24 protein-coding genes, 1 tRNA gene and 3 pseudogenes are annotated in these 24,910 nt (G+C 42.7%); 11 read left to right on the forward strand and 17 right to left on the reverse strand.

The window, feature by feature from the left end; translation table 11 throughout:
* The 7 genes and pseudogenes from EII32_RS09205 to EII32_RS09230 all read right to left on the reverse strand — a co-directional run.
* Window positions 1-155 (reverse strand): annotated as a pseudogene (locus EII32_RS09205) (MATE family efflux transporter); the annotation flags it as partial.
* A 96-nt stretch (window positions 156-251) separates the two neighbouring features.
* Window positions 252-1,100 carry an AraC family transcriptional regulator gene (locus EII32_RS09210; RefSeq protein WP_125235134.1) on the reverse strand — a complete coding sequence of 283 codons (849 nt, stop codon included), beginning with the start codon at window positions 1,098-1,100 and terminating at the stop codon, window positions 252-254.
* 14 nt (window positions 1,101-1,114) lie between these two features.
* Window positions 1,115-1,762 carry a hypothetical protein gene (locus EII32_RS09215; protein WP_125235135.1) on the reverse strand — a complete coding sequence of 216 codons (648 nt, stop codon included), beginning with the start codon at window positions 1,760-1,762 and terminating at the stop codon, window positions 1,115-1,117.
* Between the two features lie 41 nt (window positions 1,763-1,803).
* Entirely contained in the window at window positions 1,804-1,956 is a 153-nt protein-coding gene (locus EII32_RS12165; protein WP_158611168.1) for a hypothetical protein, read from the reverse strand.
* Window positions 1,957-2,102: 146 nt separating this feature from the next.
* Window positions 2,103-3,101 (reverse strand): Acg family FMN-binding oxidoreductase, encoded by a 999-nt coding sequence (locus EII32_RS09220; protein WP_125235136.1) that lies wholly within the window; start codon window positions 3,099-3,101, stop codon window positions 2,103-2,105.
* A 74-nt stretch (window positions 3,102-3,175) separates the two neighbouring features.
* Window positions 3,176-3,311, reverse strand: a pseudogene (locus EII32_RS09225) (TetR/AcrR family transcriptional regulator); the annotation flags it as partial.
* Between the two features lie 135 nt (window positions 3,312-3,446).
* Window positions 3,447-3,761: a winged helix-turn-helix transcriptional regulator gene (locus EII32_RS09230; RefSeq protein WP_125235137.1), complete on the reverse strand. Its 315-nt coding sequence runs from the start codon at window positions 3,759-3,761 to the stop codon at window positions 3,447-3,449.
* A 158-nt stretch (window positions 3,762-3,919) separates the two neighbouring features.
* On the opposite strand from EII32_RS09230, the pseudogene EII32_RS09235 reads away from it, so the two are divergent.
* A pseudogene (locus EII32_RS09235) lies at window positions 3,920-4,850 on the forward strand (IS4 family transposase).
* 710 nt (window positions 4,851-5,560) lie between these two features.
* Entirely contained in the window at window positions 5,561-6,007 is a 447-nt protein-coding gene (locus EII32_RS09245; protein WP_233582362.1) for an N-acetyltransferase, read from the forward strand.
* Window positions 6,008-6,538: 531 nt separating this feature from the next.
* On the opposite strand, the gene EII32_RS09250 is transcribed toward EII32_RS09245, so the two are convergent.
* The 6 genes from EII32_RS09250 to EII32_RS09275 all read right to left on the reverse strand — a co-directional run bounded on the left by EII32_RS09250 (window position 6,539) and on the right by EII32_RS09275 (window position 14,219).
* Entirely contained in the window at window positions 6,539-7,435 is an 897-nt protein-coding gene (locus tag EII32_RS09250) for a hypothetical protein (protein WP_125235139.1), read from the reverse strand.
* 65 nt (window positions 7,436-7,500) lie between these two features.
* Complete coding sequence (locus EII32_RS09255; RefSeq protein ID WP_125235140.1) at window positions 7,501-8,394, reverse strand: hypothetical protein; 894 nt, start codon at window positions 8,392-8,394, stop codon at window positions 7,501-7,503.
* A 6-nt stretch (window positions 8,395-8,400) separates the two neighbouring features.
* A complete protein-coding gene (locus EII32_RS09260; protein WP_125235141.1) occupies window positions 8,401-8,871 on the reverse strand; it encodes a T9SS type A sorting domain-containing protein in 471 nt (156 codons plus the stop codon).
* Between the two features lie 204 nt (window positions 8,872-9,075).
* Window positions 9,076-12,132 carry a protein translocase subunit SecDF gene (gene secDF / locus EII32_RS09265; RefSeq protein ID WP_125235142.1) on the reverse strand — a complete coding sequence of 1,019 codons (3,057 nt, stop codon included), beginning with the start codon at window positions 12,130-12,132 and terminating at the stop codon, window positions 9,076-9,078.
* A gap of 105 nt (window positions 12,133-12,237) precedes the next feature.
* On the reverse strand, window positions 12,238-13,326 hold the full coding sequence (locus EII32_RS09270; protein WP_158611169.1) for an endonuclease/exonuclease/phosphatase family protein: 1,089 nt from the start codon (window positions 13,324-13,326) through the stop codon (window positions 12,238-12,240).
* Window positions 13,326-14,219: a rhomboid family intramembrane serine protease gene (locus tag EII32_RS09275; protein WP_125235144.1), complete on the reverse strand. Its 894-nt coding sequence runs from the start codon at window positions 14,217-14,219 to the stop codon at window positions 13,326-13,328. The genes EII32_RS09270 and EII32_RS09275 overlap by 1 nt, the downstream gene beginning before the upstream one ends.
* Before the next feature lie 206 nt (window positions 14,220-14,425).
* On the opposite strand from EII32_RS09275, the gene EII32_RS09280 reads away from it, so the two are divergent.
* The 3 genes from EII32_RS09280 to EII32_RS09290 all read left to right on the forward strand — a co-directional run bounded on the left by EII32_RS09280 (window position 14,426) and on the right by EII32_RS09290 (window position 16,444).
* Complete coding sequence (locus tag EII32_RS09280) at window positions 14,426-14,698, forward strand: HU family DNA-binding protein (protein ID WP_125235145.1); 273 nt, start codon at window positions 14,426-14,428, stop codon at window positions 14,696-14,698.
* Window positions 14,699-14,882: 184 nt separating this feature from the next.
* Entirely contained in the window at window positions 14,883-15,218 is a 336-nt protein-coding gene (rbfA, locus tag EII32_RS09285; RefSeq protein WP_125235146.1) for a 30S ribosome-binding factor RbfA, read from the forward strand.
* Entirely contained in the window at window positions 15,215-16,444 is a 1,230-nt protein-coding gene (locus tag EII32_RS09290) for an ABC transporter permease (RefSeq protein ID WP_125235147.1), read from the forward strand. Before rbfA ends, EII32_RS09290 begins: the two co-directional genes overlap by 4 nt.
* Here EII32_RS09290 and EII32_RS09295 read toward each other — a convergent pair.
* A complete protein-coding gene (locus EII32_RS09295; RefSeq protein WP_125235148.1) occupies window positions 16,417-16,701 on the reverse strand; it encodes a hypothetical protein in 285 nt (94 codons plus the stop codon). The two genes, EII32_RS09290 and EII32_RS09295, sit on opposite strands and share 28 nt — an antisense overlap.
* 222 nt (window positions 16,702-16,923) lie before the next feature.
* Between EII32_RS09295 and EII32_RS09300 the strand changes: the two genes are divergently transcribed.
* From EII32_RS09300 to EII32_RS09325, 6 genes are all read left to right on the forward strand, one after another.
* Complete coding sequence (locus EII32_RS09300; RefSeq protein WP_125235149.1) at window positions 16,924-17,262, forward strand: TM2 domain-containing protein; 339 nt, start codon at window positions 16,924-16,926, stop codon at window positions 17,260-17,262.
* Window positions 17,263-17,371: 109 nt separating this feature from the next.
* Window positions 17,372-17,752 (forward strand): TM2 domain-containing protein, encoded by a 381-nt coding sequence (locus EII32_RS09305; protein ID WP_125235150.1) that lies wholly within the window; start codon window positions 17,372-17,374, stop codon window positions 17,750-17,752.
* Window positions 17,752-18,183: a DUF2752 domain-containing protein gene (locus EII32_RS09310; RefSeq protein WP_125235151.1), complete on the forward strand. Its 432-nt coding sequence runs from the start codon at window positions 17,752-17,754 to the stop codon at window positions 18,181-18,183. The genes EII32_RS09305 and EII32_RS09310 overlap by 1 nt, the downstream gene beginning before the upstream one ends.
* Window positions 18,184-18,247: 64 nt before the next feature.
* A complete protein-coding gene (locus EII32_RS09315) occupies window positions 18,248-19,702 on the forward strand; it encodes a tetratricopeptide repeat protein (RefSeq protein WP_125235152.1) in 1,455 nt (484 codons plus the stop codon).
* A gap of 42 nt (window positions 19,703-19,744) precedes the next feature.
* On the forward strand, window positions 19,745-20,956 hold the full coding sequence (locus EII32_RS09320; protein ID WP_158611170.1) for a response regulator: 1,212 nt from the start codon (window positions 19,745-19,747) through the stop codon (window positions 20,954-20,956).
* A 252-nt stretch (window positions 20,957-21,208) separates the two neighbouring features.
* Window positions 21,209-21,388 (forward strand): hypothetical protein, encoded by a 180-nt coding sequence (locus tag EII32_RS09325; RefSeq protein WP_125235154.1) that lies wholly within the window; start codon window positions 21,209-21,211, stop codon window positions 21,386-21,388.
* Between the two features lie 295 nt (window positions 21,389-21,683).
* On the opposite strand, the gene EII32_RS09330 is transcribed toward EII32_RS09325, so the two are convergent.
* The 3 genes from EII32_RS09330 to EII32_RS09340 form a co-directional block, all read right to left on the reverse strand.
* A tRNA-Gln gene (locus tag EII32_RS09330) sits at window positions 21,684-21,754 on the reverse strand.
* A 451-nt stretch (window positions 21,755-22,205) separates the two neighbouring features.
* Window positions 22,206-24,026, reverse strand: a complete 1,821-nt coding sequence (argS, locus tag EII32_RS09335; RefSeq protein ID WP_125235155.1) for an arginine--tRNA ligase — start codon at window positions 24,024-24,026, stop codon at window positions 22,206-22,208.
* 167 nt (window positions 24,027-24,193) lie between these two features.
* Window positions 24,194-24,844, reverse strand: a complete 651-nt coding sequence (locus EII32_RS09340) for a DUF4294 domain-containing protein (RefSeq protein ID WP_410524579.1) — start codon at window positions 24,842-24,844, stop codon at window positions 24,194-24,196.
* Between the last annotated feature and the right edge of the window lie 66 nt (window positions 24,845-24,910).

Here is a 24,910-nt window from a genome sequence, read left to right on the forward strand (position 1 = left end):
GCGGCGACAGGAAGAGTTCCAAGACGTGCAACCCAAAAAGTATCTACCACATTGTATATTGCCATAATCAGCATTGCGATGACAATAGGTATCCCCAACTTTGTCAGGGCTTTCATCATACTTCCTTCTTGCAAAATATTCACAGCGTTGTTCATCCTTGTAATCCGTATCTTTTTAAGTAAATAAAGTTCGCTGCAAAGGTACGGTGGGATACAGGTTGTCACAATAGACGGACAACGGTAATAATAGCACTATTCGTGGTAAGTTTTCCTGAAAAGCGCGGGAGAGACGCCTGCGACTTTGGTAAACAGTCGTGTGAAGTAGGAGTAATCGCCAAAGCCCAAACTATGCGCAATTTCTTTGACAGTGTCTGTAGTATAGACCAACTGCCGCTTTGCCTGTAAAACAATCTCGTCTTGGATATGACGACTCACGCTTGTACCCAGAACGGCATTTACCGCTTCATTCAGATAGGCAACAGTGATATTCAAACATCCGGCATAGAATGACGGAGAACGATTAGTTCGAATATTGCTTTCCAGTAATTCTCGAAATTCCCATACAATTTCCTTGTGTCTGGTCACTGTCCCCTGCAATTCGAATTGAACTATCGTTGCATTCGCAACATTCTCCACGACCAATCCCACAATGACGGTGGTCAGTCGCTGAACGATTGCTTTGGCAGATGGATTTTCCATGCAACCCAATTTGCGGTCGAGAAGCGACAGTAATTGTTTTAGTTCTGATACATCTGATAATTGTATTTGGGGACAACCGTACCTCTCAAGCGTTCGTTTTTCTTCCTTATCCACCAATACCGAGTCGATAATCAAGAATTTTGCAGAAAGGTTGGAAGCATCAATGATGCGATGCACCTGTCCAGGACGGACAATAGCCAGACTTCCTTTCCCGAAAGCGTACTCCTCGAAATCAATATTCAGGCGACATCGCCCATCCTCTATTAACCCGAAGAAATAATAATCATCGGTATGAGAAAAGGCGTATCTTTCCAAAGATGCCGATGTTTGGGAGACGACCGTCTTCAGATATACCCCGAAATCTGAGAGCTGTGAACTTCTATGTATTGGCAAATGGGACATTTCTTTGAGTTATTTCATGGATTTATTCGACAATCTTCTTTATCCGATATTCTATTAATAGTAACCTTTTCTTTTGGCTTTTCAGACTTTCCCCATTTTACGAGAATAACAAAAAAAGCGATTGTGACAATAAAGAATATAGGAAACATCCAGTTTCCTGATAAAGAGAATGTGGAAATACTGAGAATTTGATAACCAGAAAAACACATCAAGATAACCCATACAATGGTAATAAAGAGGCTTACAATCTGGTTGATCCTTGAAACAGAAAATCTATACGATAATGTCAATTCATACCATTTGTTATTATTCTCTATATGTCTTTTCATCAAATCTCCTGTGAATTCATCTTCTAAAGAATCTATAATCACCTCCCAATTGGTTTGCCAATGCTTGCTGGTCCTATTTACGAGATACCAACTGAGAGAAAAGATAAAGCCAATACATGTTATAACGAAAGCGTAGTTTTCTCTATTGGTAAACTCTTTGCTTTCGGAAGATACAACTGCAATATACGCTCCAAAGGAAAAGGCTATAAATGCCCAAAAATAAGTAGTTCGTTTCCAATAAAGTTCAATTTCAAACTTCCTAATCTCGTGAGCTTTTTCAAAAGCAAGTCTTCTTTTCTCTTTTTCGATATCTCTTGATTCAGGCTGACACATATACTTTAATCTTATTGGTAATTGACATATTAAAAATATTTTTATTTCAGCAGGGCGGTTGGCGACAAAGGCGGTCGCTCTGCAATGAAAATGAGTTTACGGATTTTCCTCGCTTTCGCCATTGTCCGGCTTCGTGCTTTTTGGGGCTTTGAGGCTACGGATTTCCATTCGAGGATATATCGTTGAGGTATCATGATATGTCTGTTTCTATTTTATCATTTACATGACTTTCCATTTTTCGTCCAATGTGCCATGCTTCTTTGCCGAAAGTGAAAGATATTGGGGATATACAGTCCGCTTGGCAAGGACAGAAGGCAAACCCTTTGTCTGGTCTGCTTTTTTATTTGTTCGATTCTGTCCCAACAGGCAGGATACAGGATTCTATATTTCTCCTCAATGAATATGGCATCTTTTCCCCATAACCGACACGTATGAGGACGGTAGGATATTCATTCGAAATACCCAGTTTCTTTGCCATTTCCAAAGACAATTCGCTCACTTCATTAGGTTGATTCAGGTAGGCATGCGAAATTCCCATTTCTGTAGTCTTCAACAAAACACGCTCCAATGTCCTGCCCAAGTTTATCCACTGCTCAACCGTATTCTTTGAAGTGGTAAATAGAATAAAATGAGAAGAAGATTCTATCCTTTTCTTGTCATTTTTGTTTTGGGAATTCCCGTTGATTGCTCCTGCAATAATCGGCTTGGCAATAAAACGAGGAATGTTAGGGGCTCCGAATACGGCATAGCTCAAACCGTCTTTCGTTTCATTCTGATGCTTTTTGTTGTAGCGCATCCATTGCCGTAATTCCTCCTTGAATTTCTTATCGTTCATTTGTATGCTGTTACCCCTATAAACCATTTCGGAGACAGCCTGATATTCAGGTGTACCGTTCTTGACGAAGTGCACTCCTATACAAGTTTCTGTACCGACACTCTTTAATAAGGCTATACTGTCATCAGGTACGATTTTGCCATTATAGACGCTTCGATTTGTTTGCCTTATGGGGATTTGGGGATATAAGGATGATGCCATGTTCAGGCTGTCTTGCGAAAGCATGATTTTTATAACTCCATTATCTGTGATTGTCACATCAGCCCTATATCCTTTATGACTTGCGGCGATACAGAGATTTTCGGTTGCACAACCAAGACTGACAAACAATTCCCGATTGTCAGGGTCAACGACCGGCAGCGATTTTGTGGAATCGGGATAAATGTCTATCTCCGAATCATATATCTTAAATAACCACGGTTGGGTGTTATGCCCGGATGGGGCTTTTATTGCATTTTCAATCATAAATAGATAATCTGCATTTTGTGCTGATACGTTACTCATCGTTACTATGAATATGATATTTCTTTCTGAGTGTTCATATTGTTGCTTTTGTCATCTTTACACTTGGCCATAACTCCGAAATATCTGTATATGAGCATTTTTGCCCCCCTTGAGTTATTCATTCACGCCTGTTTTCTCGAAACCATCGTTTTCGATAATCCTCCCGACGGCTTCAAGTATCCTCTTTTCTGTAAGTTCTCTGTCTTTCATTCACTTTTGAATAATATGTTACCGATAAGTAACAGCAAAGGTATGTTACTTGTCGGTAACATGCAAGAAAGACATGAAAAATCACGCCTTTTTACAGAGGATTTAACATTTAATCAAAACGGTGAAAGAACAGAATCAAAGATTCTCCATACCAAACTTGGCTATTTCATCAATAATCGGCAACACTTTTTCTCCTAATGGTGTCAATGAGTACTCCACTCTGGGAGGGACTTCGGGATATTGTTTCTTCTTAATCAATCCCTTGCCACAAAGGAATTTTAATTCATTGATAAGCATTTTCTCGCTGATGCCAGGAATGGCACGTTTGAGTTCTCCGTAACGGATTATCCTGTGGTTGATTTGAAAGATGATGAGCAGTGTCCATTTTCCGGCGAAAATTTGCATCGACTTTCGTACGGGACAATCATTGTCTGAAATTTTTCTCTCCATGACAAACTTTTTTATTCTTGATAATCAATAAATCTAACAATATAATATGTACCATACCAATAGTGTCCCAAATAATTTCCCCAAAAAGTGAAAGAAGTTGTTTTCACTAAGAAAAAAAAGTCTTATCTTAGTATTCTCTCAAAACCAAACCTTCCTTAATGGCAAAGATAACATTTTTCGCTCAAGTAATCCAACAATTACCGAAAAATTTAATCAAATATCTGATTAAAAAGCATGGAACGGACAAACATGCCAAGGGTTTTAACACATGGAGTCACCTTGTGAGCATGATATTCTGTCAGTTCGCAGACTGCGTATCACTGCGTGAGATAAGTAACGGTCTACATTCCGCCAATGGCAGCCAGAATCATTTGGGTATCCACCGCGCTACCTTCAAGTCAAACATCGCTTATCAGAAAGAAAAACACTCATGCGCGTTCTTTCAAGACTGCTATTACGCGCTGACGAATTATTTCGGACGGCAGTTTCAATTCTCCGGACGTAAGTTCAGGTTCAAGAATGCCGTTTATGTACTTGATTCCACAATTACCACTCTCTGTGCCGAGGGGTACGATTGGGCGCACCACACTCATTCAAAGGGGAGGGCGTGAAACTGCACACGTTACTTAATTTCAAAACGCTGTTTCCTTAATATGTGCATATTACGGACGGAAAGGTGGCAGATAATACTGCCGTAAGGCATGTAGAGGTAAAGCCCGGAAGCATCGTCGTGAGCGATCGTGGTTACTTTGACACGCGTCTTATGAATTTTTGGGACTGCATCAAGGTGTTTTTTGTGGTCAGAGTCAAGGACAACCTGATTTATAAGCGCATTAAAGAACGGGAATTGCCTGACAACGCTAACCCGGAAGTACTCATTGATGAGATAGTGAGACTCAAAGGAAACGAAACAACCGAACAATGCCCAAAAAACATACGGAGAATTGCCGTGCTAAAACGGCAGGCTGCATACAAATGGCATTTTTCGAATCTTGTTTCCTCGCCAAGACTCCATTTACAAAAATCGACCTGCACCAATGGATTAACAAGCCGTTCACGCCACCATCTGAGAACGAATTTGAGACATAAAAGGGTATGTGATATTTACCGTTGGAACAAAATACGTCAAATCAAATTATTTGATGCAACTTTCTATGCGTTTTCACAAAATTATTTAGGACACTATTGTTTTTTGCCATAAAATAATAAAAGCTATAAAGGTAATGAAATACAAACTGTTACAAAGATTTCAGATTCCTTTTTGACTATTACTACCAATTCTGCGTTACGCACATAAAGCTGCAAATGTTGAACAACGTGGCCACAAGGATAAGGTCAGTGTATCAAGAATTATCTGAAATATTCAAAATGGAAAATAAAGAGACAGATTCCTTGTGGATATACCTGCAATTAACTAACTTTGCAGAAAGACGGGAAAGAAATATTCGGCATTGAGAAAATACAAGTTGCATAGAAATATAGCATACTTCACTTACATGACCTTCTCCATAAAAGATTCATATACGCCACAAATTGGATAGAAAGGCTCAACAAGGAAGTACAAAAGAATCATAAATATTAGAACATCAATGTCATTGGCACGAGTTGTAGTATTTCTATTAGGAGCCGTGGTAATGGAGGAAACTCATCAATTAAACTGCCGGAAAGAAAAATGAAAAAGAGATACAGAAGAAAGACTTACACACTTTTTAGGATAGTACCCAATAATTTGTAATTTTGCAGCGATGGAACATGTAAGACATATATGTAAAGCCTCAACAAATGATCTGCCGCGAATAATGGAATTGATAGAGTGCGGCAGACAGAAGATGCGTGCCATGGGAAACGTTGAACAATGGACCAACGGTTACCCTCGACAGGATGTGGTGATGCACGACATTGAAAACGGAGATAGTTATCTCGTAATCGAAGACGGCGTTGCAATTGCCACCTTTGCTTTTGTTGAAGGACCGGATATTACCTATCGCAAGATATTCGGTGGTAAGTGGATAGACGATACCACCCCGTACCATGTCATTCACCGCGCAGCCAGTGCACCTGACGTACACGGCGTAATGAAAGAAATTCTCGACTGGTGTTCGCAGCATACCGCCAACATACGAATAGACACACACCGTGAGAACACCATCATGCAATCCGTACTCTCTAAGTATGGCTTCCGTTATTGCGGTATAATATATCTTCTCGACGGGGACGAGCGGCTTGCATATCAACGTGTGTTTTGACGTTCGGATATGCTGCAAAGGCAATGACTACAATTATCGAGAGCCTTATTTGTAATATGCAATGCAAGTAAGCATCTTCTTGTTGTCGGATTAAGATCTCTGCAAAAGTTATTACTTATGCGGAGGTTTGTAAAAAGAATTCTGCATGGTATCCTCTGTATATGTTTTTATTGACATACATTGTGTTACTCGTTGCTAACGAAAATGTTGGTGACTCGATATAAACTGCTCGGCAATTTAGGCGAAATTGATGAGTAAAACAGCCGAAATTGGTCGCTAATTTCGGCGATATTGCAGTACGATTAAGTACAAATGAGATATCGGTTCAGGGTGAGAAATTGCTTGAAATACTCGATATGTCTGCAAAAGTAACTGATTTTGCAGACATATCGGATTGTGTAGGACGGATTATAATAATAAACTAATCACGGCAAGGAAATACTTGCCGTGATTAGTTAAGTTATTATTTGTAAGTGGGTATTACCCAATTAATCTTATATATAAACGTATTGGTACGGATTGACTTTTTTATTAATCATCGCTTGGAGCGTTTTTGAAGTGTTCAAGTTTAATTTCAGTGGTGGGACCGCCGTCGAATCCGCATAAAATAAGTACATAATCTGCATAGGCTTTGGCGCAATATACATCTATTTCCTGACTTCCTTTGTAAAAGTAGTCTGGAGTGGGAGCTAACTGATTTATGAGATTCTTGAACATTGCATCGACAGAACCAAGTTTGTTAAGCCAAAAATCCACATATGATTTCCTCTGTGCGCATATAAAATATTGATCATTGTTTGTTGCGGTGACTTTTACTTTTACTTTCTTATTATTAATATCCGGAGTGATGGATTCCACATTTAAAACATTATTTGACGGTATGGGCATTGGAGTTTTATACTTCTTAATATAATATGGTGTTGTCATTTCTCCTTGTTCGTTTAATCCGTAGCAATATGCGTAGTAAACATTATCCCATAAAATATATCCGTATTCTTCTCTACCGTTAAATTGATATACACCTTTCTTTACCTGTAAGGGAAGAATTTCGAGCCAATCTTTTTGACTGTTTTCTGCCAAGAATTGCCACCATGCTTTATCCATATCATATATAGATCCGTATTTATCCCATGCTTTGTCATAGGCCTCTTGGTATAACAAACTTGTATAAAAAGTCGAATTTTTGTCCTTTGGAGTGATAGTTAATTTGATTGAAGAGGAAGTAATTTCGTCTGCCTCGATGGTGAAATCATCGCCAGTGTTGATTGGTGGCATTTCAAAAAATGAAATACTGTCAACTTCTGAAGCATCAACTGTCACTACTTGTCCGTCGTTTTTATGAACCAAAATGTTATAATCGTTTTTAGTCTGTGCTCCCAACGATGTTACCATGATGATGGCAAGGAGCAATAAATTATATTTTTTCATGAGTATTTTTTATTTAATGTAATGATTTCCATTTGTATAATGAATAAGAAATGCAATTCGTGAAATTAATTCGAAAGAGTGGTTGCATTGATTTTTTTGTACTCGGTATTTCTTGCTCCATATTTATAGCCGAACACAAATATAACGTATTCTGTTCCGGAATCGAGATTTTCCAGACGAACTTCCTGTCTTCCGTTATGAACCATATCCCCATAGCCTCCGTAATTTGTTGTGATATAAATCATTTGATCCAGAGCTGCTTCTTCCGATCCTTGCTCGTTCACCAAGTTGTTGAAAGATTCTGCCGTTTGGTAAGTAACAACATACGGGTCATCGTTTGAAGTGCTTACATTTACGATGAACGCTTTCTTCTCGGGAGTAACGTTCGTAATTTCCAATACATTATCTGATATCTCCACATTGGGCGTGGTAAACCAATACTCGGTAATATCAGAAGTCACTGCTACATTCTCTGTGTCAATACCATAAGCATAAATACAATATTTGGAGTTTGGCCTCAAAGATAATATTGTATTGGACGAATTGAAAGTTTTTTCCCCTTTTGATACTAAGGTTTTCATTACATCTTTCCAAGTGATTCCGGTATTATATTCTGCCAATGCTTTCCACCATTCTTTATCATGTTCAAATAATGAACCGTATTTTTCTTTGATTATGTTGTAACTTTCTTCACTTACAATAAATTGGTAATAGTCGAAATCATCGTTTGAAGGTGTAATCGTATAAAGTGTGTTCGCAGGAGTTGTATTAGCGAGTTTTATCTCCATACTTTGTGTTGGAGGTACTTCTTTTTTAGCGAATGTCAAACTGTCAACATCCGATAACATAAAACCGGTTATACTGTTGTCATTCTTGTGTATGCGAATCCTGAAAGTTTTCTGTGCAAATGTTGTTGTGGCAAATAATGCTACTACAATTAAAGTAAATATTTTTTTCATGATAAATTACTTTTTAAATTTGAGGGCTTGCTTGTTTACTTGAATAATATATACTCCGGGGGTAAGAGATGAAATGTCAATGGAGTTACCTTTCCATTGTGACATTTTTTTCACTATTTGACCATTCATATTATAAATGTTTATATTTGAAAAGTCGTCAACGCCTTGAATGTTTAGCATGGAGCCGGTCTTGTCAATGTTGACATGGAATGTCGTTACAGGGTTTGTCTCGATCATATTGACAAGCATTTGGAAATAGAACTTTTCTATGTTTTCATATTCAAATGCATCAATCTTTCCGTTTTTGTCTTTTATTCCAATACCGGTTTCATTTAAACTAATACTCTGTAAGGTGTTTAGTTCAAACTGAGAATTCCCAGTTCTTGTCTGCACTATCAAATGTGTGTCATCTGCGTGAGCGATTCCACAGGAAATCAGCATCGTTGCAACAAGTGCTTTTTTTGTGATGTTTTGCATAAAAGTAATGTTTAGGTTTAAATTTAAATTAGATATACATTGTTTAATATGACCGTAAAGTTATATATTTTTTTTGATAAAACGTATCACATTCTTCCTTTTTTGTTTTTTTAACAGAAGCAAAGTACTGCTTGTTGCATCATAAGCAACAAGCAGTACTTTATATCATTGCCGCACTATGACGGCATTTATTACATGCTATGTTTATTTCTTCTCTTCCATCTCGCTTCCCTTTATCTTGCGACCCATCACGAGGTAAGCCACCGGAGATGCGATGAATATAGATGAGAGTGTTCCGAACACAACGCCGAGTATCATTGCAAATGAGAACGAACGAATGCTGTCGCCTCCGAGGAAGAAGATACATAGCAACACGAGGAGCGTCGAGGCAGATGTATTTACCGTACGTGCCAACGTTTCATTGATAGAGTTGTTGAAATTGTCCTGCGTGTCGCGTTTCTTGTGTAGCCCAAGGTTCTCGCGGATACGGTCGAACACCACCACCTTGTCATTTATTGAGTAACCGATAACGGTTAGTATTGCACCTATGAATGTCTGATCTATTTCCAATGAGAATGGAACGATGTTGTACAATGCCGAGAAGAAACCGATTACGATTGTCGTGTCCACTGTTAGTGCGACGATTGAGCCAACCGAGAATGCAACGTTGCGGAAACGTACTAAAATATATAGGAATATGGCAACGAGTGCTATTACCAGCGAGAATATCGCATTATATGTGATGTTTTTTGCAATGCTCGGTCCCACCTTGGTACTGCTTATTATCGAACCTCCCTCGCGTATGTCGGGATTCTTGAACGATTCAACGTTTGCCTGACTAACGAAACCGCCTTTCTTCAGCGCGTTGTAGAGTATTGTCTCGGCTTTGTCGTCCTCATCGGGTGAGTTGCTTTCGATATTGTAGTTCGTGGAAACACGTATGGTTTTACCATCTGTACCGAGTGCGATGACGTTTGTGTTTGCCACCTTGCCGGTATTTTCTCCCACAGTGTTCTTGAATGCTCCGTCAAGTACTTTGCGTACGTCCTCCACATGTGTCTGCTTGTTCAGTGTTACCACATAGTTTCGTCCGCCGGTGAAATCGATCGAACGGCTCAGTCCGCGTACTGCGAAACTTACGATGAACAGCATTACAACTATTCCAAATATGATAAACGACTTCTTGTAACTTGACATGAATTTGAAATGAGTTCCCTGAAGCATATTCTTTGAGATGCCCGTAAAGAATTTGAGATTCTGCCAGCGTCCGCTGTTCAGGCGGTTCTCATATACAAGACGTGTGAGGAACACGGCGGTAAAGAACGAGCAGCAGATACCGATACCCAGTGTTATGGCGAAACCACGGATTGGTCCCGTGCCTATTACACCGAGGATAATTGCGGTAATCAAAGATGTGAGATTGGAGTCGAAGATGGCCGAGAATGCATTGCTGTATCCCAACTGTATGGCTTCTTTCATCCCCTTGCCCTTACGTAATTCCTCCTTTATGCGTTCGTAAATGAGCACATTGGCATCGACTGCCATACCGAGCGTCAGCACAATACCTGCAATACCCGGCATCGAGAGTGCCGACTGGAACGATGCCATTACGCCAAGCGTAAAGAACAGGTTGATAAGCAGTGCGGAGTTTGCGAGCATTCCCGGAATGAAATTATACATCATTACCATGTAAATCATGAGCAGTACGAATGCTACCATGAATGACATGAGACCCTGCTGTATCGATTGTGCTCCGAGTGTAGGGCCAACAACCTCTTCCTGAACGATGCGTGCCGGTGCCGGCATTCGTCCCGACTTCAGCGTGTTGGCAAGATCTTTAGTGTCTTCTATGGTGAACGAGCCGGTAATCTCTGAGTTTCCACCCGATATTTGGTCGTTCACGCGCGGTGCCGAATAAACTGCGTTGTCGAGTACGATTGCTATCGCCTTGCCCACGTTTGCCTTGGTAAGTTCTGCCCAGCGGCGTGCTCCGTCGGTGTTCATCTGCATGCTTACGCACGGACGACCCGAAACAGGTTGGAAATCATCCTTTGCATCTGTTATCACGTCACCCTCGAGCGGTGCGCGTCCGTTGTTGCCGGTAGTTTTCAGCGCGTATAGTTCGAAGATGTTCTTCGTTCCGTCTGCAGCTTTTGCTCCCCACAGTAGTTTCAGGTCACCGGGCAATATCTGTTTTGCCGTTTCGCTGTATATTATCTTGTTTATGTATGCAGTGTCGCGCAGGTTTGCATATCCCACGATTGCAAGCGAGCCTCTTGGTGCGGTTTGCAGTACTGCGAGCAGTGGGTTCTGTTTCTTTGCGGCTTCGAGTTCGGCAGTTGCCGTGGTGTTCTTTTCCACCTGTTGCGCCGTGTTAGCGTTTTTCTTTATTTGGAACTTTGGCTGTGCTTGTGCGGGTTTTTCTGCCTTTGCAGTTTGTTTCTGCTGCAAGGTATCTTTCTTTGTGGTGTCTGCAGCCTCTGCATTCGTTTCTCCGCCGGCAATTCTTCGATCGAGTTGTGATAGCAGCGGTGTTATCTCTTCGCTGTTATACGTCTCCCAGAATTCAAGGTTTGCCGAGCCTTGCAGCAGTTTGCGAATACGTTCCGGTTCGCGTACTCCCGGCATTTCCACCATAAGTCGTCCTTGTTGTCCTTCCAATTCCTGAATGTTTGGTTGAACCACTCCGAACTTGTCGATACGCGTACGCACCACGTTGAACGAGTTTTTCACCGCGTCATCCACAGCATTACGCAGTGCAGTTTCCACTTCCTTGTCAGAACTTTGTGTCGAAACCTTTCCTTTGAGTTGCTGTGTTGCGAATATTTCGGCAAGGCGGTGTCCCGGTGCAGCCTTTTGGTAGGCGGTGATGAAGAGCGATATGAAATCGCTTTGACTTGTCTCTTCCTGCATCTTTGCCTCTTCGAGAGCCTTGCGGTATGCTGCGTCCTGCTTATGGTCGGCAAGCAGGTCAACCACGTCGGGTACCGAGATTTCGAGTATTACGTTCATACCGCCTTTGAGGTCGAGTCCGAGTCCTATCTGTGTCTCGAGACATTGTTGATAGGTGTAACCGTCATTGATACCGAACGGCAGCTTGAGGTAGCGGACGGAGTCCTTGTATTCCTGCTGCGCAATAGGGTCTGAGATTTTGGCGGCCTGTCGGTCATAATAACCTGTTGCTGCCGAGAAAGACAAGTAGAAGATGCTTGCCAAGGTCAGCAGGATGGCCACTGTAATTACAATTCCTTTGTTTTGCATTTTTTTATTTTACTTTTAATGTTATAATTTCCCGATTATAATAGGGTGCAAAGATAATTATTTTTTTACGTTTGGAAAAATTTAAGGCAGATTATTATTCATTTTTTATCGCTTAGTGCTCTTTTTCAGCCAGCAACGCAGTGGATAATGGTCGGAAGCGTGCAATCCGTCAATGACTTGGCAGCGGTACGGAGTCCAGTCTGACGAGCAGAAAATGTGGTCTATTCGCAGGTGCATCCCGTTCTGTTCGTAAGAGAATCCCGGGCCTGTTGCGGTGGATGAGTAGCAGTCGGTCAGGCGTTTCTTCATCTCTCTGTGCGAGTACGATACGGGTGTCTCGTTGAAATCGCCGCAGAGAATTACGCTTCTGCCGCCCGCCATGATGCTGTCTGTGTAGTGACACACGGCCTTTACCTGCGATGCCCGGTGACGGGTGGCGCGCACGAGTTTTTCCGTCAAATGTATGTTTTCCTTGCTGCGCGGGTTGCGATTTCCGCTTCCGCCGATTATCTTTTCCACCTCCGATCGTTCTTTCTCGCTGAGACTGAAACTCTGCAGGTGGTTTGCCACTAATGTCACCGTGTCCTTTTCTATCAGCAGGTGGAATGCAGCACTGAGGTTGCCCTCCGACTCGTATGGTATGAGTTCTTTGCCGATTATTGGAAAACGGCTTACCGCCACAAGCGTCTTTCCTTTGTCGTTGCTTATTTTTTCGAAGTGTCTGCCGGTCTCTTTCAGCATCTCCCACTTATTTTTTTGTATCGGAATTTCTTGGAAACAAGCAATGTCGGGTTTTGTTCTTTTCAAGTACCGCAACAACGTATGCAGTGCATCGACGCTGTCTTTGGGCACTTTGAAATTGAAATACATAACGTTCATGCTAAGCACTTGGATGGCATCTGCGGGCGGTTTCGACGGCAAGTTTACCGGGCAGTAATCACGAATGGGGAAAAAGCATACCGCGAAACCGAGCAGTGGTATTATTATGCCGCGCCACCGGAAGAATGTCCAGAACAGCAAGAATCCCACGTTGATGAGTGCGAATATGGGGAAAACAAGCCCCAGGCACGATAAAGAAGGATGTGCCTCGGCGTCCCAGTAACCGCTATACCCCGTGAACACCGCTGCAAGTATCGTTGCGATATTGGCTCCGCCTACAATCCTTGTCAGTATCGTTTTTACTTTCTTAAGCATCATTTTTGACCGTTGTCGAACAGACGGCGTTTCTCCTCTGTCGTCAGACTGTCATACCCCGAGCGTTTTATCTTGTCGAGTATGCGGTCTGTTTCCTCGTCGTTCTCTTTTTTCCTCGCGTTGTTCTCCCGGTCGGTATTGTTATCTTCCGGCACGTCTCTGTTCCTGCGAGAGTTTATGTCGTGTTTCATCTTGTCGAAGAAACTCCCGGTCCATCGGTCGTTGCGGTAATTGCCGTCTTTGCCGTCCCAATATTTTATTATCATCCAGCCGAACAACATTCCCCCGAGATGTGCGAAATGCGCCACACCGTCGCCCCGGGTGCCGAGTGCCGAGAACAGTTCTATTGCAACGTATATCATAATAAACCACTTGGCTTTTATGGGTACGGGAAGTGGAAAGATGAATATCCGCTGCTCGGGAAACAACATTCCGAAAGCGAGCAATATGCCATATACCGCGCCCGAGGCACCCACGGTGTTCCACAGGTTTAGATATTGATCCATCGGGAGCACGCCTTCCGGAGTGTTCACACTGTCGTATGCCGCCAATCCCTCTATTGCGAAATGACTGTACTGCACAAGTTCCTGCACGAGACCGGCACCGATGCCGCACACGATATAATAGAAAAGAAACTTTTTGGCTCCCCAAGTGTTTTCCACCACCACGCCGAACATCCACAGTGCAAACATATTGAAGAATATGTGTTGGAAACCTCCGTGCATGAACATGTAAGTTACAAGTTGATACACTCTGAAATCATCTGCCATGAAGAAATGCAACCCGAGATATTCTGCAAGTTCGATACCCTTCATTTGGAATACCCAAGTGGCAAGAAACATGAGTACATTGATTATCAACAAATTCTTTGTTATCGTTGGAATGCCGCGCATATCTATTGAATGTTTTATCGTAAAATCGTGGCAAAATTACGAAAAATATCCTTCAAACAACACAAATACGGAGTTTCAAGAACTTTTTTTACCAAATTCTTCACTTTTTTTACTTTTTTGTTTGTTTTATAAAAGTATTAAAGTATATTTGCGGTTGAAATAGTGTATATAACCTAACGTTTTAATAATTTTAATCAACCCAAATTATGAACAAAACAGAATTAGTAAAGAAGATTGCCGAAGGTGCCGGTTTAAGTCAGGTTGATGCAAAGAAGGCTCTTGACGCAACGATTGACACAATCAAGGAAGCATTGGCAAACAATGACAAGGTTGCACTCGTGGGATTCGGCACATTCAGTGTTGCCGTACGTGAGGCACACGAGGGTATCAACCCGAGGAGCAAGGAGAAAATCCAAATCCCGGCAAAGAAAATCGCAAAATTCAAGGCTGGAGCAGAACTTGCCGACGCACTGAAGTAAATTTTCCGAAAAACGAAAAGAGAGAGGGTTTTATTCGAAAAACTCTCTCTCTTTTTGTGCACGAGACGCGGCAAGGGGATAATACACGCCGCTGGCGGGCAGTATTGGAAAAACGTTCACGTTTTATTTTGCCGTATCTGCAAAAAAAACTATCTTTGCACAAAATAAAACAAGAAGAAAAGAAATGCAAGAGACAAGACAAAACCGTATAGCAAGACTGCTGCAGAAAGAACTGAGCCTCATATTCCAAAGTCAGACAAGAATGATGCGCGGAACGATGGTCAGCGTGACAAAGGTAAAGATAAGTCCGGATCTCAGCATCTGCACGGCATACCTCAGCATCTTCCCCGGAGAGAAGAGTGAAGAACTGATGGAAAATATCCATGCCAACGAGAAATCGATAAGATACGAACTCGGAACGCGAGTGCGCAACCAACTGCGCATAATACCGGAACTGCGCTTCTTCATAGACGACTCGCTCGACTACATCGAACGCATAGACGAACTGTTGGGAAAATGAATTTCCCATTATACATAGCGCGACGTTACCTCTTCTCCAAAAAGAGTACGAACGCCATAAACGTGATAAGTTTCATATCCATGGCAGGAATTGCCGTGGCATCAATGGCACTCGTCGTAACACTGAGCGTGTTTAACGGGTTTCACGATCTCGTGGAATCGCTCTTTACCGCAATGGATCCGCAACTGACGGTAATCCCGAAAGAGGGAAAAAGCGTGCCGGCAGACGACCCCGTGCTCGACAAAATACGAAAAATGCCGGAAGTGGAAGTGGCGATGGACTGTGTGGAGGACAACGCCCTCGCCGTGTATGGCGACCGACAGACAATGGTAAAGATAAAAGGCGTGGAGGATAGTTTTGTCGAACTGACACGGATAAAAGACATATTGTACGGTGAAGGAGAGTTCGTGCTGCAAGCCGCCAATCTGCAATATGGCATAATGGGCATACGTCTGGCCGAGACTCTCGGCACGTCTGCACGATGGGACGGATTTCTAAAAGTGTTCGCACCGAAACGCGAGGGATTGCTCGACATGGCAAATCCCGCCGAGGGTTTCGTGGAAGACTCGCTGCTATCGCCGGGAGTGGTGTTCTATGTAAAGCAGGCAAAGTATGACGCAAGCTACATCATCGTGCCCATATCATTCGCAAGGGAACTTTTCGACAGGTACGGAATGATAACAAGCCTCGAACTGCGACTGAAAGACGAAGCATCGACAGACCGCGTGAAAGACGAAATACGTGCCGCCGCGGGAGACAGATACAAGGTTCTCGACAGATATGAACAGCAAGAAGATACGTTCAAAATAATGACGATAGAGAAACTCATGGCATACATCTTCCTCACGTTCATTCTTTCCGTGGCATGTTTCAACATCATCGGTTCGCTTTCAATGCTCATCATCGACAAGAAAGACGATGTGGTAACGCTGCGCAACCTCGGTGCCACAGACCGGCAGATTATGCGAATATTCTTGTTCGAAGGACGTCTCATCGCAATCGTGGGTGCCGCCGCGGGAATAATAATGGGACTGTTTCTGTGTCTGTTGCAGCAGACGTTCGGCATCGTCAAACTCGGCAGCAGCAGCGGTTTGTTCATTATCGATGCCTATCCGGTGAGCATACATGCGTCGGACATGGCACTTGTGTTCGTAACGGTGCTCGTGGTGAGTTTCCTCGCGGTGTGGTATCCGGTGCGTCATTTTTCGCGACGACTGCTCAAATAGAACTCCGCATTAATTGCAACAATAATGTAAAACAGGCGAAATTGAAAAGCAATTTCGCCTGTTTTGTTTTCCAATTTCGCCCAATTTGGTCCGCAATATTGCCCAAATTGCATTTCGAGAACAATGATTTCTGCATTTCGAAAAGAACCTGATGGTATGCAAAAAAGAACATCGGAGGCATGCAGGTTGCTCAACAAGAAAACAAACAACGACATCGCATAACGCAACCGGATGCCGGCGGGAGAGACTGTTGTCATTGAAAAATAGTACCATAAAGGCAATACTCGGGGGGGCTTTTTTATTTTTTTTGCTACTTTTTTTTAAAAAAAACACATAATTTATTTGCCGAACAAATCAAATTGTTTATCTTTGCAGTAAATTTTTAGGTGTAACTTCTACACAAAAGGAGGGACATGTTGAAATCTTGATTTAAATTAGAAAATAAACATAATATTACTAACTCATTTAAATAATAAATTATGGACGCAAATCAGATTAATCAGTTTTTGGCACTGAACAGTGAAAACCTCCCCGAGGAAAAATTAAACGAACTTCGCGAACTGCTCGCAAATGCAGACGAGAACAAGACCAACATCCTTAACGCAACACAACTGAAAGGAAAGACGATGATGCTCGTTATATCCATTCTCCTCGGAAGTTACGGTGTTGACCGCTTCATGTTGGGCGACACAACTATGGGTGTCATAAAACTGTTGACATGCGGAGGTTGTGGTATATGGACTATCATAGACTGGTTCAGCATCGTGAACAAGACTAAGGAGTACAACTACAATAAAGTGATGGAAATCCTCGGATAATACAATATCGGAGAAATCCGAGACGGGAAATTAATCACAAAGACTATATGCAACGTGTGAATGCACGTTGCACATAGTCTTTTTTCAAAACTATAACAACCGGAAAGAAATGGATCAAAACAGGATTAATGCATTCCTTGTGCTAAACCAAGACAATCTGCCGGCAGAATACATGCCGATGATAAGACAGAGACTCGAGGTGATGGACGACAGCAAGTCGTTCGTACTGATGTCTATAAACTTGAAAAATCCATTCGTCGCGCTGATATTGTCATTGTTTCTCGGAACGTTCGGTATAGACAGATTCTACATCGGAGACTACACCAACGGTATGATAAAGTTGCTTATGGGGATTGTGGTGCTGCCAACTATTTCCGTATTGACGTTAGGCTTCGGATTTATTCTTTACGCAGGATACATTATTGACTGGTTTCTCATAATGGGAGCCGCGAAAAAGAATAATGCCAAGAAGATGATGATGTACCTCTGATGACGACAGGAGAGAAAAGGAAAAAACTGTGGATACTCAACATTGCATGGGCAGTGTTGCTGATATGGCTCGCCGTTAACTGGACGGAACGCGGATACCAACACACCGTGACAGTGTGTCCGACGAAATTGTTGTGTGGAATGCCGTGCCCTTCGTGCGGACTGACAAGGGCATTTCTGCTTGTGGCACACGGGAGATTTGTCGAAGCTGTGCAGATGAACATCAACGTACTTCTGCTCGTACCGGTATACATCGCTTTCCCCGTGGCGGGACTCGTGGGACTGGTAACACGGCGCAATCTCCAGCAACGAATGCTTGACATTGCCGAGAAATACATGAGGCAGTGGAGGGTGGTGGTGCCAATTGCTCTATTTGAGATAACTGCCGAAATTCTTAATTTGTATAATCATTTTTCATGTGGAATGCCATGAGAAAAGTTATTGGCGTATTTTAATTAAAAGAATATCACCTTAAATTAAAATAAATACTAACTTGATGAAACGTATTTACGTTTTTATAATTTTTGCAGTCTTGCTTGCTGTATGCGCGTGCAGTGGCGATGCTAAAAAGGGTAAGGCTAAAACCAAAAGAAAAGCCAAAGCAGACACGCTGGTAAATGCTCTGATTTCTTCTTACGAAGCGGGAAATTTCATCGAAGCACAAAACATCGGAGAAAAGGCACTCACTGTATTTCTCACCGAAAACGACACTGCAAGTTTGTACGAATGCTACAACAATCTGTGTACATCTTATTTCCGGACGGGCGACACCAAAAAGGCTCTGGAAATGGGTTTCAAGGCCTTGGAGATAGACAGCATAAGGAAAGATTATGAGGCAATGGGGTCTGACAACAATAATGTGGCCTGCATTTACCTTTCTATGCAAGACGTGGAAAATGCAAAGATTTTCACAGACAAGGCATTGGAAATGGACCGTATATCCGGAACAAACCGAAAAGAATCGGCACACCTCGGCATAGCATGCGAGGTGTATAACCAGCTCGGAGAACATACACAGGCTTTGGAATTTGCCGCAATGGCATACAAAATGGATCGTGAGAAAGGCGACTCGCTGAATATGGCAAGACGACTGTCGCAGATGGCAGACGTGTATTGCAACATGGGAGAATACGGAAAGGCCGAGAGAAACTACATCGAATCGAACGCGCTGATGAAAAACACACCGGAGGACTTGTCTAAATGTATCAACTACAAACAATTGGGAAACGTGTACATGAAGACGGGCAGACCGAACGATGCGGAGATAGTGCTGGAAAAGAGTCTTGCGATGGCGGAGAAAAAACAGGTGAAATATCTGATGCTGCAAGACCTCGAGAAACTTGCAGAATTGTACAAAACGAAGAAACCGGAGGTGGCCGTAAAGTATATGCAGCAGGCAAACGCATTGAAAGACAGTATATACAACGAACAAACAAACCGATTGAAAGAGAATTATGCGGCAATGTACAAATCGTCGCAGAAACAGGAAACAATAAAGAAACAGGAGTCTCAACTCGAAATGCACAGAATGGTGCTGTGGGGAGTGGCAGTGGTGGTGGTATTGTTGCTGTTCTTGTGCGGGGCTCTGTTCTACATATCGCGACTGCGCTCGCAACAGCAACGAATATTGAACCGCATGAATACCATACGGCAGAACTTCTTCAAGAATATCACTCACGAGTTCAGAACACCGCTGACGGTAATAAAAGGCCGGGCTGACAAAATGAAACAAGAAGAGGACGACAAACAGAAAATCAGCGGATACGATGCCATAATAGAACAGTCGGATGTTATGCTGTGTTTGGTGAACCAACTCATAGACATATCAAAGGTGTATAACAACGATGAGAATAAGTTGTGGCGGTCGGGAGACGCTGTGGCTATGACGCAAATGGTGGTGGAGAACATGCGAACACATGCCGAGAAAAAACTCGTGACATTGGAGTTCTAATCGAAACAACAGCATATTGAGATGGATTTCGTTCCGGGCTTCATGAAGAAAATTTTGTGCAACCTAATTTCAAATTCACTCAAATTCACACCGCGAGGGGGCAGGATAATAATAACTATGAGGAAAGAGGATGAAAGAATTGTCGTAAATATCGCCGACACGGGAATTGGCATATCACCCGAAGACCTGCCACACATATTCGATCCGCTGCACTATCAACGAGACACGGCTAACGCCCACGGGACTGGAATAGCACTGTCTATGACACAGCAGATGGTTCTGTCCATGAACGGAAGCATTGAGGTAAAGAGTATAGAGGGGAAAGGTACTTTGTTCACTTTATTGATACCGCTGCGGCACTCCGACCGAGAAATGCCGAGATGGATACCGGCAATGCTCGCGCAGGGAAAAGATACCGAGGGACTGGAGGAGAAAAATAAGGTGGCAAAAACAATCGAAGACCACCATGACAACGTGGAAGAGAACGACAAACCGTTGGTGCTGCTTGTCGAAGACAATGCCGAAGTGGCACGGTTTACACGTGAATTGCTGATTGACAGATACCGCGTGATGTACGCACATAACGGCAGAGATGCTTTGGCAAAGGCGATGGAGTATGTGCCGGACATAATTATCACAGACCTCATGATGCCGGAAATGGACGGATACGAACTTTGCCGCAACGTGCGTTCGAGCGCACTGCTCAATCATGTTCCGATAGTAATAGTATCGGCACATTCCGAACATCATAATCTCATTAAGGGATTCGAACTGGGTGCCGACGCTTATGTAACGAAGCCTTTCAGCAGTGACGAACTGCTCATGAGGGTGGAGAAACTGATAGAGCAGAGAAAACTGCTTCGCGAGAAATACTCAAATGCACTGCTCGATGATACCGTGGAACAGGTGGATACCACTGCCGCCGACCAAAAGTTCATGTCACAACTGCACCAAATTCTACAAGCCAATATAGGGGACACGGGGCTATGTTCGGCATTCGTCGCCGAGAAAATGTTCATAAGTCAGCGGCAACTGAACCGAAAAGTAAAGATGCTGACAAACGTTGACACGGCAACTTATATCCGGGAGTTCCGAATATTGTTTGCGAAACAGATGCTTAAGAATGCCGAAAGCTCAATAACGGAAATATATATGCAGTGCGGATTTGATTCGCCATCATATTTCTCGAAGATGTTCAAACAATCTACGGGAATGACACCGACGGAATATAGGAAAAAGAATAGTCGGGAATAGACAAATTATTACAAATAATACAATTTGCTCGGACAATCATTCCAATTTTCAATATAATATAACAAAAAAGATAATCGGTTAAAAATCAACCGATTATCTTTTTTGTTGTCCAATGTGTTATATTATGTAATGATTAAAAAGTCCTGTTTATTATACTTTTTGTCCGCAGCATGACAGAGAATACAGGATAATATTCGCACCTTTGCATCAACAAAAGTTCAGTGAACCTACACAATCAATATATATAATATTATGAAAGAAAGCCCTCAGCCAACATGCAACAAAACAGAGACAAAGACTGTTTCTTCCTATGAAAAGATGAATAACGAGATAGAGAAGTTCATTGAAATGGTGGATGAAGAAGAACGTAAGTGGAACAAGGTTCTACACAACAAGTCGAGTTCGGACGAACAAAGAGACAGTCGGTGCTGACTTGATGCAAAAGTGAACATGTTCCACGCAAGGAGAAAAATATTCATGCGGAATGTTAAGATACTGACCGTAAGATGATAATAAAAATATTATGAACGCGGTACAACGCTTTTTATAATATGATGAATAAGTTACTTTAAAATAGATTCTGGTGTGATGTTATTATTTTATTGTACAACACAATGACAAATCAGACTTATGTTTTTATTAAAATAATAAAAATATAAAATTAAAAAAGTGGTTAAAAAGAAAAATAGAAAACCGTGCGAGAAGTGATTCCGGCACGGTTTTTTTGTTGTCCAAGGCGGATTCGAACCACCACAAACAGAACCAAAACCTGTTGTGCTACCATTACACCATTGGACAATTGCGTGTGCAAAGGTACGCTTTTTTTGCTCCACCGCAAAATTTTTGTGCGTTTTTTTGGCACTTCATTGTCTTTTGGCATTTTTGACAATATTTGAAAGAATCTTTCTCATTGCCATTTAACATTATTCCATCAATCTTGATGTTGTAGATTTCCCACAATGAAATAACAAGTTTCATATTTCGCATTGCCTTTCCGTATGCCATTATATTCATCTCCTCAGTATGTCTTTGGAGGATTTATATTTTGCACCCGTATATTTCCTGAGTCATTATTATCATTGTAATACGCCTCTCTGTATAGAAGCCGAGGAATTTTCATATATGGTCTTTTACGCAGTGTTAAATCATTAATGCCGCTAAAGGGTACGAATGTTTTTGTTGCATACACTCCGTATCCCCGGCGGCATAAACTGCCATGTATGTTGAAATGTTAATGTCTTTATCGTTTTTACATGCGCTCGGGCACCTCAATTCCGAGCAATGCCATTCCGTTGCGTATAATTTTCGCCACGTTCTTTGCGAGCACGAGTCGTGTTCTGCGTGTTTGTTTGTCGTCGGCATTCAGCACACTGTAGTCGTGATACCATTGGTTGAACTCCTTGGTAAGTTCGTAACAGTAGTTTGCAATTCCACTCGGACTGTAATCTTTTCCGGCTTGTTCCACCACGGCGGCAAAACTGTTCATCTTCTGTACCAGTTCCGTTTCTTTCTCGTTGAGCATTGCTTTTTCTCCCGCAGCGAGATTTTCCACGTTAATTCCGGCAGCCTCTGCCTTTCGCATGATACTTTTTATGCGTGCATGTGTGTATTGAATGAACGGTCCGGTGTTGCCGTTGAAATCGATTGACTCTTCAGGATTGAACAACATGTTCTTTCGTGCATCTACTTTCAATATGAAATATTTCAATGCTCCCATTCCCACTATGCGTGCAATTGCCTGCTTCTCGTTTTCTGTGAGATCATCGTTTTTTCCCGCCTCGTCTGCGGTGCGTCGTGCATCGGCGGTCATTACGTCTATCAAGTCGTCTGCATCTACCACGGTTCCTTCCCTGCTTTTCATCTTTCCGTTGGGCAGTTCCACCATTCCGTATGAGAAATGCACGAGTTCCCGTCCCCATTTGTATCCCAGTCTGTCGAGCAATATGGACAACACTTGGAAATGGTAGTTTTGCTCGTTGCCGACGACATATATCATTTTGTCTATCGGGTAGTCGTTGAAGCGCATCTCTGCCGTTCCGATGTCCTGCGTCATATATACGCTGGTACCGTCGCTTCGCAAGAGAAGTTTCTTGTCGAGTCCTTCGTCTGTGAGATCTGCCCATACCGAGTTGTCCTCGTGACGCTCGAATAGTCCTTTCTCCAAGCCTTCCTCTACTTTTGCTTTCCCTCGCAGATATGTCTGGCTCTCGTAGTATATATTGTCGAAACTCACGCCCATAGCCTTGTATGTCTCATCGAAACCGGCATATACCCACGAGTTCATCTTTTCCCACAATGCGCGCACCTCGTTGTCGTTGTTTTCCCACTTTACGAGCATGTCGTGTGCTTCTTTTATCAGCGGAGCCTCGTTTTTTGCCTTTTCCTCGGCTTCTTTTTCCGGCATTCCCTCCGATATATACTGCGATTTCAGCAGGGCAGTTTCCTTCCGATAGTGTTTGTCGAAAAGAACATAGTAGTCTCCTATGAGATGATCGCCTTTCTTTCCGCTTGTCTGCGGTGTTTCTCCGTTACCCCATTTCTGCCATGCCAGCATCGACTTGCATATATGTATTCCGCGGTCGTTTACGATATTTGTCTTTACCACGCGGTATCCGTTTGCCTCCATTATCTGTGCCAGCGACCATCCGAGTAAATTGTTTCGTACATGTCCGAGGTGTAATGGTTTGTTGGTGTTTGGCGACGAGTATTCTATCATTACCAACTCACTGTCTTCCGTGGCTTTCTTGTATCCGAAATCCGGGTTTGCATTTATGTCGTTCAGTAAACTTACCCATGCCGCCTGCGACACCACAAGGTTGAGAAATCCCTTTACCACGTTGAACGATGCCACCACCTGTGTTTCCTTGACAAGTGCCTCTCCTATTTCTCTTGCCGTATCCTCCGGTTTTTTCTTCGATATTTTCAAGAACGGGAACACCACGATCGTTAGGTTACCCTCAAAATCTGCGCGTGTCTTTTGCAGTTGAATCATCTCCGGATTGATGTCCGGACCGTACAATTCGCCGGCAACTTTCAGCGTTGCCCTTGCTATTTCGTTTTCTATATTCATAATCTTTTTATTTCCGAATTTGCCTGCAAAGTTACGGAAAAACATAGACAACACAAAGAATTTCCAATCGATTTATGCACTTCGAAATCAGGTCGTTTGGCTCTTTCTCTTAAAATCCGCAAGTTTGCTTCAATCAACAACTTCTTAAAATCACCCTTTGCGCGGATTCAAAGTTGCCCCGCCTCAACCATCAATACCACCCTTTCGGTGAGTCTGTCCTTCCCTTTGGGGTCGTATTTCTTTGTCAGCGAGGCTCCGAATGCCCATGCAAAAGCCTGATAGAAGCCGGCTTTCACCGGTCCGAGGAATGCCTGTACCAACTGGTATGACGACGAGTTGCACTCGCGATGTATAAGTTTTATGAGCAATTTTCCCTGCGAGAATGTCAGTTTCTTCATTCTCGGGCTGTATTGTCTTTTTATTGCTTCCTCCACCTTTTTCATGTGTTGGTCTTTCGCTTTCTTGTCAGGCAGTGTCTGAAGATATTCGTATGTCTCGATTATTATGCCGTTCACTTCTTTTGCTATCGGCAGCACTCGCTTCACGTTCTTTACCAGTTGGTTGTATTGTTGCTGCTGTTTCTCGTCTTTGAAAGCAATGGCGGGATATACATATATGCGGTTCAGTTGTACGCATTGTATGCTGTCGCCCTGTTTGTCGAGTACGCGTGTCACTTTTACCCGCGGCTCCATGGTCGGCTCGTTCATGTCAACAACCATGTCCTCGGGTTTCACCTTGTCGCCGCCCGTCACCTGTGCCGAGACATTGAGCGCGGTGCACCATACCATTGCCATGACGGCAATACGCATAACAATCATCATTTCAACGGCAAAAATACACAATTAATCCCATACATGCTTGTTCCTTTTAATATATTTAACCAA

The sequence above is a fragment of the Prevotella sp. OH937_COT-195 genome, assembly GCF_003932845.1.
Classification (GTDB): domain Bacteria; phylum Bacteroidota; class Bacteroidia; order Bacteroidales; family Bacteroidaceae; genus Prevotella.

What these genes read in the sequence shown, in the direction of transcription:
- EII32_RS09310 (WP_125235151.1), top strand. Translation starts at nt 17,752, where the DNA reads ATGACGACAGGAGAGAAAAGGAAAAAACTGTGGATACTCAACATTGCA.
- secDF (WP_125235142.1), bottom strand. Translation starts at nt 12,132, where the DNA reads ATGCAAAACAAAGGAATTGTAATTACAGTGGCCATCCTGCTGACCTTG.
- rbfA (WP_125235146.1), top strand. Translation starts at nt 14,883, where the DNA reads ATGCAAGAGACAAGACAAAACCGTATAGCAAGACTGCTGCAGAAAGAA.
- EII32_RS09220 (WP_125235136.1), bottom strand. Translation starts at nt 3,101, where the DNA reads ATGAGTAACGTATCAGCACAAAATGCAGATTATCTATTTATGATTGAA.
- EII32_RS09255 (WP_125235140.1), bottom strand. Translation starts at nt 8,394, where the DNA reads ATGAAAAAAATATTTACTTTAATTGTAGTAGCATTATTTGCCACAACA.
- EII32_RS09320 (WP_158611170.1), top strand. Translation starts at nt 19,745, where the DNA reads ATGAAGAAAATTTTGTGCAACCTAATTTCAAATTCACTCAAATTCACA.
- EII32_RS09250 (WP_125235139.1), bottom strand. Translation starts at nt 7,435, where the DNA reads ATGAAAAAATATAATTTATTGCTCCTTGCCATCATCATGGTAACATCG.
- EII32_RS09295 (WP_125235148.1), bottom strand. Translation starts at nt 16,701, where the DNA reads ATGACAACAGTCTCTCCCGCCGGCATCCGGTTGCGTTATGCGATGTCG.
- EII32_RS09280 (WP_125235145.1), top strand. Translation starts at nt 14,426, where the DNA reads ATGAACAAAACAGAATTAGTAAAGAAGATTGCCGAAGGTGCCGGTTTA.
- EII32_RS09300 (WP_125235149.1), top strand. Translation starts at nt 16,924, where the DNA reads ATGGACGCAAATCAGATTAATCAGTTTTTGGCACTGAACAGTGAAAAC.
- EII32_RS09305 (WP_125235150.1), top strand. Translation starts at nt 17,372, where the DNA reads ATGGATCAAAACAGGATTAATGCATTCCTTGTGCTAAACCAAGACAAT.
- EII32_RS09245 (WP_233582362.1), top strand. Translation starts at nt 5,561, where the DNA reads ATGGAATTGATAGAGTGCGGCAGACAGAAGATGCGTGCCATGGGAAAC.
- EII32_RS09260 (WP_125235141.1), bottom strand. Translation starts at nt 8,871, where the DNA reads ATGCAAAACATCACAAAAAAAGCACTTGTTGCAACGATGCTGATTTCC.
- EII32_RS09325 (WP_125235154.1), top strand. Translation starts at nt 21,209, where the DNA reads ATGAAAGAAAGCCCTCAGCCAACATGCAACAAAACAGAGACAAAGACT.
- EII32_RS09275 (WP_125235144.1), bottom strand. Translation starts at nt 14,219, where the DNA reads ATGCGCGGCATTCCAACGATAACAAAGAATTTGTTGATAATCAATGTA.
- EII32_RS09215 (WP_125235135.1), bottom strand. Translation starts at nt 1,762, where the DNA reads ATGTGTCAGCCTGAATCAAGAGATATCGAAAAAGAGAAAAGAAGACTT.
- EII32_RS09210 (WP_125235134.1), bottom strand. Translation starts at nt 1,100, where the DNA reads ATGTCCCATTTGCCAATACATAGAAGTTCACAGCTCTCAGATTTCGGG.
- EII32_RS09315 (WP_125235152.1), top strand. Translation starts at nt 18,248, where the DNA reads ATGAAACGTATTTACGTTTTTATAATTTTTGCAGTCTTGCTTGCTGTA.
- argS (WP_125235155.1), bottom strand. Translation starts at nt 24,026, where the DNA reads ATGAATATAGAAAACGAAATAGCAAGGGCAACGCTGAAAGTTGCCGGC.
- EII32_RS09290 (WP_125235147.1), top strand. Translation starts at nt 15,215, where the DNA reads ATGAATTTCCCATTATACATAGCGCGACGTTACCTCTTCTCCAAAAAG.
- EII32_RS09270 (WP_158611169.1), bottom strand. Translation starts at nt 13,326, where the DNA reads ATGCTTAAGAAAGTAAAAACGATACTGACAAGGATTGTAGGCGGAGCC.
- EII32_RS12165 (WP_158611168.1), bottom strand. Translation starts at nt 1,956, where the DNA reads ATGATACCTCAACGATATATCCTCGAATGGAAATCCGTAGCCTCAAAG.
- EII32_RS09230 (WP_125235137.1), bottom strand. Translation starts at nt 3,761, where the DNA reads ATGGAGAGAAAAATTTCAGACAATGATTGTCCCGTACGAAAGTCGATG.
- EII32_RS09340 (WP_410524579.1), bottom strand. Translation starts at nt 24,844, where the DNA reads ATGATTGTTATGCGTATTGCCGTCATGGCAATGGTATGGTGCACCGCG.